This is a genomic window from Paracoccus sp. 22332 (assembly GCF_052045125.1).
GTDB classification, from domain to species: Bacteria; Pseudomonadota; Alphaproteobacteria; order Rhodobacterales; family Rhodobacteraceae; genus Paracoccus; species Paracoccus haematequi_A.
This window is the reverse complement of sequence record NZ_JBQEOI010000070.1, coordinates 1-9,275: the sequence shown is the minus strand read 5'-3', so window position 1 is coordinate 9,275 and position 9,275 is coordinate 1. Positions and strand designations below refer to the sequence as shown.

The 9,275-nt window shown below is 66.8% G+C and carries 10 protein-coding genes and 4 pseudogenes; 8 read left to right on the top strand and 6 right to left on the bottom strand.

Annotation, left to right across the window (positions count from 1 at the left end):
- Positions 1-14 precede the first annotated feature (14 nt).
- Positions 15-473 (bottom strand): annotated as a pseudogene (locus ACTJI6_RS22825) (integrase core domain-containing protein); the annotation flags it as partial.
- A gap of 59 nt (positions 474-532) precedes the next feature.
- Here ACTJI6_RS22825 and ACTJI6_RS22820 point away from each other — a divergent pair.
- Together ACTJI6_RS22820 and ACTJI6_RS22815 are read left to right on the top strand one after the other, a co-directional pair.
- A pseudogene (locus ACTJI6_RS22820) lies at positions 533-742 on the top strand (transposase); the annotation flags it as partial.
- 6 nt (positions 743-748) lie between these two features.
- Positions 749-994, top strand: a pseudogene (locus ACTJI6_RS22815) (phage tail tape measure protein); the annotation flags it as partial.
- Here ACTJI6_RS22815 and ACTJI6_RS22810 read toward each other — a convergent pair.
- Positions 980-2,233: pseudogene (locus tag ACTJI6_RS22810) on the bottom strand (tyrosine-type recombinase/integrase); the annotation flags it as partial. The pseudogenes ACTJI6_RS22815 and ACTJI6_RS22810 sit on opposite strands and share 15 nt — an antisense overlap.
- A gap of 547 nt (positions 2,234-2,780) precedes the next feature.
- Between ACTJI6_RS22810 and ACTJI6_RS22805 the strand changes: the two are divergent.
- From ACTJI6_RS22805 to ACTJI6_RS22790, 4 genes are read left to right on the top strand one after another with little or no spacing between them, the layout of a single operon-like run.
- Entirely contained in the window at positions 2,781-3,038 is a 258-nt protein-coding gene (locus tag ACTJI6_RS22805) for a helix-turn-helix transcriptional regulator (protein WP_074556164.1), read from the top strand.
- The gene (locus tag ACTJI6_RS22800) at positions 3,038-3,277 is read left to right on the top strand and encodes a hypothetical protein (RefSeq protein ID WP_440803963.1); all 240 of its coding nucleotides are present in this window, start codon (positions 3,038-3,040) and stop codon (positions 3,275-3,277) included. The genes ACTJI6_RS22805 and ACTJI6_RS22800 overlap by 1 nt, the downstream gene beginning before the upstream one ends.
- Complete coding sequence (locus tag ACTJI6_RS22795; RefSeq protein ID WP_440803961.1) at positions 3,274-3,669, top strand: VRR-NUC domain-containing protein; 396 nt, start codon at positions 3,274-3,276, stop codon at positions 3,667-3,669. Before ACTJI6_RS22800 ends, ACTJI6_RS22795 begins: the two co-directional genes overlap by 4 nt.
- Positions 3,666-4,673 carry a helix-turn-helix domain-containing protein gene (locus tag ACTJI6_RS22790; protein ID WP_440803959.1) on the top strand — a complete coding sequence of 336 codons (1,008 nt, stop codon included), beginning with the start codon at positions 3,666-3,668 and terminating at the stop codon, positions 4,671-4,673. Before ACTJI6_RS22795 ends, ACTJI6_RS22790 begins: the two co-directional genes overlap by 4 nt.
- A gap of 443 nt (positions 4,674-5,116) precedes the next feature.
- Here the strand turns inward: ACTJI6_RS22790 and ACTJI6_RS22785 are convergent, their stop codons facing one another.
- The 4 genes from ACTJI6_RS22785 to ACTJI6_RS22770 form a co-directional block, all read right to left on the bottom strand.
- Positions 5,117-5,482 carry a hypothetical protein gene (locus ACTJI6_RS22785; protein ID WP_440803957.1) on the bottom strand — a complete coding sequence of 122 codons (366 nt, stop codon included), beginning with the start codon at positions 5,480-5,482 and terminating at the stop codon, positions 5,117-5,119.
- Positions 5,483-5,548: 66 nt separating this feature from the next.
- Positions 5,549-6,055 (bottom strand): DUF669 domain-containing protein, encoded by a 507-nt coding sequence (locus tag ACTJI6_RS22780; RefSeq protein WP_440803955.1) that lies wholly within the window; start codon positions 6,053-6,055, stop codon positions 5,549-5,551.
- A 22-nt stretch (positions 6,056-6,077) separates the two neighbouring features.
- Entirely contained in the window at positions 6,078-6,824 is a 747-nt protein-coding gene (locus tag ACTJI6_RS22775; RefSeq protein WP_440803953.1) for an ATP-binding protein, read from the bottom strand.
- Complete coding sequence (locus tag ACTJI6_RS22770; protein WP_440803951.1) at positions 6,824-6,961, bottom strand: hypothetical protein; 138 nt, start codon at positions 6,959-6,961, stop codon at positions 6,824-6,826. Before ACTJI6_RS22770 ends, ACTJI6_RS22775 begins: the two co-directional genes overlap by 1 nt.
- Before the next feature lie 167 nt (positions 6,962-7,128).
- On the opposite strand from ACTJI6_RS22770, the gene istA reads away from it, so the two are divergent.
- Both istA and istB read left to right on the top strand, forming a co-directional pair.
- Positions 7,129-8,661, top strand: coding sequence for an IS21 family transposase (istA, locus tag ACTJI6_RS22765; RefSeq protein ID WP_440797346.1), 1,533 nt, complete (start codon positions 7,129-7,131; stop codon positions 8,659-8,661).
- On the top strand, positions 8,651-9,275 hold a 625-nt coding region (gene istB, locus ACTJI6_RS22760), incomplete at its 3' end, for an IS21-like element helper ATPase IstB (RefSeq protein WP_440797344.1). The genes istA and istB, both read left to right, overlap by 11 nt.

Genomic DNA, 9,275 nt, shown 5'->3' with positions numbered 1-9,275 from the left:
GTTGCCCCCGACTTTTATCCAGCGTGAGCGAGACTCCGGGCTTGAGTTTTGCCCATTCGGGCGAGTTGAGCAACGGGGGCTGGTGCGGAGCCTTGCAGGTTGCGCAGCGCCAAGCCCCGTTGCAGGGCGAAGGTTTGGGCAAACTCGGCTGGGGTCTGCCAGCCGAGACGGGAGTGGTGCCGTTCAGTGTTATAGTCCGTGCGCCAGGCGGCCAGCGTGACGCGGACATGGTGCAGGGACGGGAACAGGGTCTCGTTCAATAGCTCGTCGCGCAGGCGACCGTTGAAGCTCTCGATGAAGGCGTTCTGTGTCGGCTTTCCTGGCGCGATGTAGTGCCAGTCGATCTTGCTGTCATCGGCGAAGGTCAGGATCGCGTTCGAGGTGAACTCGGTGCCGTTGTCACTGACTACCGTCGTCGGCTTGCCGCGCAGCTCGAACAGCGTTGCCAATTCACGTGCCACCCTTGCGCGAGAGTGTCAGGTTTTCTGTGTATGGGTGATTGGGTCCATGCTTCCTGAGAGGAGCAAGGACGATGACGATTTCCGACGAACTGCTGGACGAGCTGCTGAAGGGCTGCAAGCGGCCTGAGGATCTGCTTGGCGATGCAGGGCTGATGAAGGAGCTGAAGATCCGGCTGATGGAACGGATGCTCGGTGCGGAACTGACCGCGCATCTGGGCTATGAGGTCGGAGCTGAGCCGCCAGCCGAACAGGCCAACCGCCGGAACGGGAGCGCGACGAAGCGGGTGGCTGCGGCCACGGCGGCCGGTGTCGCCATGGTCCGCTCCGGCCTGCAGACGGTCGACGCGCAGGCCAAGCTGGCGCAGTCGCTGGGCACGACCGTCGCCTCGATCCAGACGCTCGAGCGTGCGGGCGAGTTGGCTGGCGTGTCGATGTCCGGCATAGAACAGGCGACCAAGGATCTGACGCGCCGTCTCAGCCAGGCGGCCGCCGGGACCGGTCCCGCCGCTGACGCGCTCGACCGGCTGGGGCTTTGGCCGGAAGGCGCTGGCCACCGCGTCGACCCCGGCGCGCAGGGGCGAGTCCATCAGGTGGGCATACCGCAGGGTCGTCTGCATCTGGCTGTGCCCCAGCAGCTTGCCGATCATTTCCAGCGAGGCCCCGCCACTGACCAGAAGCGAGGCGAAGGTGTGGCGCAGATCGTGGATGCGGACGTCCTGCAGCCCGCACTGCTTCTGGACCTGCGCCCAGAACCGCCGCACCTCCTGCACCGGCTGGCCGGGCGTGTCGCCGGGAAAGAGCCACGGCGATCCTTTCGGCACCTGCAGCTGGCGGTGGCGCACAATGGCGGCCGTCTCGTCCGAGATCGGCACGCGGTGCGCACGGCGCTGTTTCGTCATGGTGGGCGGCTTCGACCAGCTCATATGCTCGAGGTTGAACTGCTCGAACCGCGCCTGCCGCACCTCGCCCAACCGAGCTCCGGTCAGCATGCACATGCGGATGATGTCGGCCGCGCGCCGGTCCTCGGCCGCATCCAGCGCGGCGGCGAGGCTGGCGATTTCCTCCTTCGACAGGAAGCGTTCGCGCGGCGTCTCGGTGCGGCGGTGGAAGCGCTGGGCGGGGTTGTCTTCGCACCAGCCCCACTGAACCGCCAGCGTGAACATCTTGCGCAGCACCTCTCCGATCCGATTGGCGCGCACCGGGGTGGGCTTCGCGCCCTGCAGCTTGCGCGCCCGGTTGTTGGGTTTTTCCTTGTGCGGCCGCGCCCTGCCCTCGGCGATCTTGGTCAGGAGCTTGTCGACATCGGTCGGGGTGATTTCCGTCACAAGCTTCCGGCCCCAGACCGGTTCCACCATCTTCGCCAGCGCCGACCGCTGGTCGGCTGCGCTGCGGGCGGAGAGTTTCGGGAGATGCTCGGCGCAGTATCGTTCGATCAGATCGGTCACGCGCGGGGCTTCGCGCTTCGCCTCGCGCTGGCCCAAGGGATCGGCCCCGGCGTCGATCTCGCGCCGCAGTTCCTTGGCACGTTCACGCGCGGCCGACACTGACCATTCCGGCCAGCGCCCGAAGGTCATCCGGCGCTGCCGCCCCGCATGGCGGTAATCCAGCGTGAAGGCACGACCACCGCCGCGGTAGATGCAGGCGGCAAAGCCCCGGACCTCGGTGTCGAAGATCTGGTAGTCCCGCCCCGGCACCGGCTCGGCGTCGCGCAGCACTTTCTCGGTCAGCTTGATGCGTTCGGGGATGGCTTTGGTCCTTCTTGCATCCGACATGAGGCGTGGTTTCGCCGGACTATCAAGGCAAGCATGGCAGGTCGGGTGGCGGGGAGGCGGAGGGTGGCAGGAAGGACGCCAGAACCGCGCCACCCCTTGTTTTCTTGGGTTTTCGGCGCTGGGCGAATCGATGCGCGACTGGTGTCGACGCGCGCAATCGGACGACTGAGACCGCAGGCGCAGTAATCACGCTGCAAATCAGGCCGCTGAAGAGCCGCGCAGCGACAGATCCTCAAGGAATTCAATGGGTGGCAGGGGTGCCGTGTCGGGTGCCACCCCCTCTTTGCCCTCCGATGCAGGTCAAACAAGGTCAATCCGGCTGTTCGCTGGTGTTTGCGGCCTTGGCGTCCGTTTCGCCCATTTGGCAGGAGCGGCCGCAATCTTCTTCCGCCACCCCACCACCATCGGAAACCCCAACAAAGCAAGGGGTGGCACAAGGGCGTCATCCTTTCTGCCACCCTCCGCCTCGCCGCCACCCCTCGGGCTCTGCGCTCACTGGTCCCTGCAAGACGTCCCCGATCTTCGGGGCCAGGACCAGGAGACCCCGATGCCGCATCTCGGATCGATGCCAGACCCAAAGGACAAACCCCGCTCGCTGCTGGTCGGCTGGATCAGCCGCCTCGACCTTGCGCTGGAACTCGGCCTTTCGGTCGACACCCTGCGCCGCTGGGAGGCCATGCGGACGGGTCCGCCCTGCGTGCGCGCCGGGCGCAAGGTCTACTACCGCCGTGCCGCCGTCGAGGACTGGCTGGAAGAGCAGGAACAGGCCGCCCCGCGCCGCCGTCGTGCCGGAGGACGCCGGTGATGACCACCCCGTCGCACAGTTCCGCCTGGCCCGCTGACCGCGTGGCCGAGGCCCGCGCCGTGATCGCCGACGTCGCGCATCACAGCGATCTCCTGATCCGGCTGGCCTGCAACGTGCTCGCCCAGCATGGCGAGACCCCAGGCGAGCGTGCTGATGCCCAGCGCCTGCTGGTCGTCGTTGATGCGCGGAGGCCGGTCAGCCGCGCCCAGCGCGAGGATCAGGGGAGGGCCGCGCGATGATGCGCCGTGGCACCCCCGAGGCCGATCTGCAGCGTGCCGTGGTGCAGGCGCTGCGGATTGCCCTGCCCCGCAGCGCCATCATTCATCACTGCGCCAACGAGGTAACCGAGGCCGGGCCCCGCGGGGCGAAGCGCCAAGCGATCCTTGTCGGCATGGGCGTCCATGCCGGGTTCGCCGATCTGATCGTCCTGTGCGAGGGGCGCATCCTGTTCCTTGAACTGAAGGCGCCAAAGGGGCGGCTGCGGCCGGAACAGGAGGCATTCCGCGATGCGGTGCAGGCGCAAGGGTTCGGCTGGGCGCTGGTCCGCAGCCTCGACGATGCGCTGGGCGCGCTGGCTGATCACGGCTTCACCACGCGCATCACCCCTTCCCCGCGGAGGCCCGCGCCATGAGCCACGAGGCCACCAACTGGGCCATCAAGCAGCGCGGGCTGAAGCCCACGACCAAGATCGTGCTCTGGCATCTGTGCGACCGGTTCAACCCGGATTACGGCTGCTTTCCTTCGCAGGACCGGCTGGCGCATGACTGCGAGATCAGCCGGTCCACACTGAACGATCACCTTGGGCAACTCGAGGCCGTGGGCCTGCTGCGGCGGGTGCCCCGGCTTGACCCCGTGACCAAGCGCCAGTTGCCCACCCGCTACATCCTGGGGTTCGAGCCGGGCTTCACACCTGTGGATGTGGTGCCGTGTCCGGAAATCGGACACGGGGAGGATAAGAGCGAGGAAAGCCTCGACGATGCTGATGTTTGCGACGTCGACGGCATGGCCGATGCCCAGCCGTGTCCGGAATTCGGACACGGGGTTGGCGCGGAAGCCGTGTCCGATTTTCCGGCCGAGCCGTGTCCGGAATATGCCGAAAGCCGTGTCCAGATTTCGGACACTAACCCTGTAAGGGAACCTCTAAGTAAACCAGTAAAGGAGGAGGAGGGCGCGCAGGCGCGCGAGGCGATTTCCGATCAGTTTTTCGGGGGCCTGCTGGACGCGCTAGGCCTCGACCCCGACGCCCTGCCCGGCTGGTGGCAAGGCTGGCCGCCCCGGCTGCACGTCCAGCGCTGGCGCGAAGAGCTGGGCCTGACCGAGGCGGAGATCATCGCTGCGGCCGAGGCCTCCCGTCAGGAGCATCCCGAACCGCCAGACGGGCCGAAGGCACTGGACCGGGCGATGCAACGGGCAGCCCAGCGCAAGGTCGAGGATGCAGACCGGGAGCGCCGGAAGCCCAAGACGGCCCCTGCCCCGGCTGCGAAGCCGATCACCGACCTCCCTGCCTTCTACGCCGATCTGGTCAACTCCGACCGCTACCTGCCGGTCAGCGCGATCAGCAACACCATGCGCGACGCGATGCTGGCCCGGGGGCTGGTGACAGCCGAACGCCTCCGCCAGCGAGGTGTTCGATGACCCTGCATGGCACGCGCCCTTGGCGACCAGCTCGGCGAAGCTCTTCGCGGAATGCGTCTTGAACTCGACGACGTGCCAGGTCTTCGGCGCCTCGAGCAGGCCGAGAGCGACGGCGTCAAGCGAGCCGCCGAAATGCCCGCCATGCGCCTCGACGCGAAACTGCCGCCCGGTCTCGGGATCGACCTCCAGCACCGTGGCGCCGGTCGCGCGCAGGTCGCGCACGAGCCGGGCCTCTTCCAGCTGGCCGGTCTCGAACAGCCGCAGGGTGCGGCCCGTGTGCCGCGCGGGCGTCGCCCAGCGGAAGTCATACCAGAGCGCGCGGGCGCAGGACTTGCCGATCAGCGAGGCGCCGAGGTGGTCGCGGAAGCCGTCGCCCTGCCGCGCCTCGAAGGAGGCGTAGATTGCGGAGAGGGTCGGCGTCGGGGGTTCGGGGAGATCGGCCATCAGCATGCCTCCTCCCGCTCGAGCCGCGCTCGCGCCTCAGCCAGCACCGCAGTCCAAGCCGCGCTCTCATGGCGTTCCCGCAGGACGGCGATGATCATGTCCTTGAGCCGTTCGCGTCGGCGGCGGCCGCACTGACGGGCGACGATCTCGGCGCGCTCGCGATTGAGATGGCGCAGCGCCGTGCGCGCGCGGTGAAACCAGTCGGGGTCGATCGGCCTGGCCGTCCGCTGCCGCGTCAGATCGGCAGTCGCGATCTGCGTGCGGATCTTCGCGATGGCGTCCTCGATCTCGATCAGGCGCCGGGTGTCGTCGGGCAAGCCGGGGGCGTTCGCGGCCACGCAGGCCGCGTCGGTGATGTTGGTCATGGTCTGTCTTTCGGGTCTGGCGATGTCCGGGCCGCCGCAGGTTTCAGCCCGCGGCGGCCGAGGGCGTCAGCTCTTGCGGTTCCAGGGCGCGGTGGCCGGGCGGGCGGGCGCCGACTGCGCGGGCGCACTGGCCGGCTGCGTCGCGGCGGGCTTGGGCGGGGTCGCCTGTGCCGGGGCCTCCGGCACCACGTAGCGGATCGTATTGCGCTCGCCGTAGCCGTCCTTCGGAGGCTTCACGCCGACCTGGATCGTCATCGGGATCAGGTGCAGCTCCTCGCTGTCGTTTACCTGCAGCTTGCCCGTGGCGTGGCAGATCGCAGACAGCGTGCGCTGCGCGATCTCGACCGTGGTCGGGTTGGCGTTCACCAGGTTCAGCTGGTCGAAGACCTTGCGGCCCTGCTGCGGCCCCTCGAGGATGTCGAGCATCAGCCAGAGATACTTCCCCATCCCGTTCTTCGTGACGCGCATCTCGCTCTCGACGATCTGGGCGCGATACTTGCCCGCGGGCAGGATCTCGTAGGCGGTGGTGGGCTCGATGCCGGCGGCGTCAAAGGCGGTGTCGAAACGTGCCATCGTGCTGTCCTTTCAGTCGTAATCAGGCGGATTGGGGCATGGCGGCCAGGAACTCCGACCACTCGAGCGGGAGGGTTTCCGGCAGGCCGTAGCGGTTCTTGGCGAGGAAGGCGGGGCGCTCCTCGGTGTGCATCACGCGCGCACCGGAACCGAGCGCCCGGGTCACCTTCTTGTTGAAGCCCACGTCGGACTTGCTGACCGAGATCCGGTAGTTGGCGAAGAGCACCACGTCCGAGTGCTCCTGCAGCAGCGCGGAGGCGCGAGCCTGCAGCTTGATCACGTACCGGTCGTAGGGTTCGTGCTCGGGGCTGTCGAAGCGCTTGATGTCGGTGTGGGCGATCTGGATGACCGCCATGCCCTTCCGGTCGCGGAGCCCGTTCAGCTTGTCGATGTATTCGCGCCAGATGTTCAGCGCCTCGGCGTAGCCCTTGCCGAAGCCGGGGCTTTCGATCGACTGCCAGCCGTTGCGCCGACAGGCCTCGGCCCAGATCAGCGGCTCCAGCCAGTCCACGCTGTCGACGACCACCGTCGAATAGGGGTGGTCCTCGTCGAGCAGGGCGTCGAGCGCCTCGGCTACCTCCACGTAGCTCGTCGCCAACGGGAAATGCGGCACCTGCAGCTTGCCGAGACCGTCTTCGGTGAGAACGAACACGGGCGCGTCGGCCGACGCGGCGAAGGTGGATTTGCCAATGCCGGCGACGCCGTGGATCAGCACGCGCGGCGGACGCAGCACCGTCGAGGTTTGCAGGGATGCGAGCGAGATGGCCATCAGCGCGCCTCCTCGCCGAGCAGCAGCCGGAACTTGGGCTTGCCGGTGCGGACCGTGCGCGCGGGCTCGAACTCCTGGCGGATGTCCGTGGGCCAGGCGGTGTACTTGCGCTCGGGGACGCTGAGCGTGATGTCCACGTACTCGGCGGGATCGGCGCCATCCGCCCGGATGCGCTCGACGAGACCGGCGAGTGTTGATTTCCACCCAGAACTGAGCCGGATAGGCTCGTAATTTCCACTGAGAATTGAGCCATGTGAACCTTTCCCCAAAGCGATGAGCGGCGGGGGTAACGGGAGTGATCCACATGGGACTTTTGAACATCATTCGACGCATGCACTTGCGGCAGAAGCTGTCGGTCCGCGAGATCGCGCGGCGCACCGGTTTGTCGCGCAACACGATTACGAAGCACCTGGCGGCAGACACGATCGAGCCGAAGTTCGCCACGCCGGATCGCCCGAGCAAGCTTGATCCTTTCGCCGAGAAGCTGGCCGGCTGGCTGAAGACGGAGGCCGGCAAGTCGCGCAAGCAGCGGCGGACGCTGAAGCAGATGCATGCCGATCTGGTCAAGCTGGGCTTCACCGGCTCCTACGGCCGGGTTGCGGCCTTTGCGCGGCAATGGCGCACAGATCGCCAGCGGGAACAGCAGACCACGGGCCGCGGCACCTTCGTTCCGCTGTCTTTCCGACCGGGAGAGGCCTTCCAGTTCGACTGGAGCGAAGACTACGGCCATCTGACGGACGAGCGCACCAAGCTTCAGATGGCGCATATCAAGCTGTCGCACAGCCGGGCCTTCCTGTTGCGCGCCTATCCGCTGCAGACCCACGAGATGCTGTTCGATGCCCATTGGCACGCGTTCCGTGTGTTCGGCGGCGTGCCTGAACGCGGCATCTACGACAACATGAAGACGGCAGTGGATCGTGTGGGCCGTGGCAAGGAGCGGCAGGTCAACCTCCGCTTCCTCGCCATGGCCAACCACTATGTCTTCGAGCCGGAGTTCTGCAATCCGGCAGCGGGTTGGGAGAAGGGACAGGTCGAGAAGAACGTTCAGGACTCCCGCCATCAGGTCTTACAAGGGATGCCGGGCTTTCCCGACCTTGCCATGATGAACACCTGGCTGGAACAGCGCTGCCTGGAGGTGTGGCAAGAGACCCCGCACGGCACGCTGCCCGGCACCATCGCCGATGTCTGGGCTGAGGAGCGGGCCGCATTGATGCCGTTGCCGCCGGCCTTTGACGGCTTCATCGAACTCAGCAAGCGCGTCTCGCCCACCTGCCTGATCAGCTTCGAGCGCAATCGCTACAGCGTTCCGGCATCCTTTGCGAACCGACCCGTCAGCCTGCGGATCTATCCGGACCGGCTGGTCGTGGCGGCCGAGGGCAACATCCTGTGCGAACATTGCCGCATCATCCAGCGCAGCCACAAGCTGCCACCGCGGACGATCTATGACTGGCGGCATTACCTGGCTGTTCTTCAGCGCAAGCCCGGGGCGTTGCGCAATGGCGCGCCCTTTGCCGAGTTCCCGCCTGCCTTCCGGCAGTTGCAGGAGCAGATGCTGCGCAAACCCGGCGGTGATCGGGAGATGGTCGACATCCTTGCCCTGGTTCTTCAGCACGACGAACAGGCCGTGCTGACGGCGGTGGAGTTGGCCCTGGCCGAGGGCGTGGCGACCAAGACCCATGTGCTGAACCTGTTACACCGGCTGGTCGATGGCAAGGTCATTGGCGGGCCGCCCCTCGATACCCCGCAGGCCCTGGCCCTGCGCCGTGAGCCAAAGGCCAATGTGGAGCGCTATGACGGCCTGCGCACCCAAGCTGCAGGAGGCCGTCATGCGTCATGATCCTGCCAGCGGCGCCATCGTCATCATGCTTCGCAGCCTGAAGATGCATGGCATGGCGCAGGCCGTGACGGACCTGATCGAGCAAGGGGCGCCGGCCTTTGACGCAGCCGTGCCGATCCTGTCTCAACTGCTGAAAGCCGAACTGGCCGAGCGCGAGGTCCGCTCCATCGCCTATCACATGAAGGCCGCACGCTTCCCCGCCTACAAGGACCTCTCGGGCTTCGACTTCTCAGCCAGCGAGATCAACGAAGCCACAGTCCGGCAACTCCACCGCTGCGAGTTCATGGACGGGGCCCAGAACATCGTCCTGATCGGCGGCCCGGGCACGGGGAAGACCCACATCGCAACCGCCCTCGGCGTCCAGGCCATCGAGCATCACCGCCGCAAGGTCCGCTTCTTCTCCACCATCGAACTGGTCAATGCCCTGGAACAGGAAAAGGCCAAGGGAAAGGCCGGGCAGATTGCCGAAAGCCTGACCCGCCTCGATCTCGTGATCCTCGATGAACTGGGATACCTGCCCTTCAGCGCCTCGGGCGGGGCGCTGCTCTTCCATCTGCTGAGCAAGCTCTATGAGCGGACCAGCGTCATCATCACCACCAACCTCAGCTTCAGCG

What these genes read in the sequence shown, in the direction of transcription:
- ACTJI6_RS22805 (WP_074556164.1), top strand. Translation starts at nt 2,781, where the DNA reads ATGCCGCATCTCGGATCGATGCCAGACCCAAAGGACAAACCCCGCTCG.
- ACTJI6_RS22800 (WP_440803963.1), top strand. Translation starts at nt 3,038, where the DNA reads ATGACCACCCCGTCGCACAGTTCCGCCTGGCCCGCTGACCGCGTGGCC.
- ACTJI6_RS22795 (WP_440803961.1), top strand. Translation starts at nt 3,274, where the DNA reads ATGATGCGCCGTGGCACCCCCGAGGCCGATCTGCAGCGTGCCGTGGTG.
- ACTJI6_RS22790 (WP_440803959.1), top strand. Translation starts at nt 3,666, where the DNA reads ATGAGCCACGAGGCCACCAACTGGGCCATCAAGCAGCGCGGGCTGAAG.
- ACTJI6_RS22785 (WP_440803957.1), bottom strand. Translation starts at nt 5,482, where the DNA reads ATGACCAACATCACCGACGCGGCCTGCGTGGCCGCGAACGCCCCCGGC.
- ACTJI6_RS22780 (WP_440803955.1), bottom strand. Translation starts at nt 6,055, where the DNA reads ATGGCACGTTTCGACACCGCCTTTGACGCCGCCGGCATCGAGCCCACC.
- ACTJI6_RS22775 (WP_440803953.1), bottom strand. Translation starts at nt 6,824, where the DNA reads ATGGCCATCTCGCTCGCATCCCTGCAAACCTCGACGGTGCTGCGTCCG.
- istA (WP_440797346.1), top strand. Translation starts at nt 7,129, where the DNA reads ATGGGACTTTTGAACATCATTCGACGCATGCACTTGCGGCAGAAGCTG.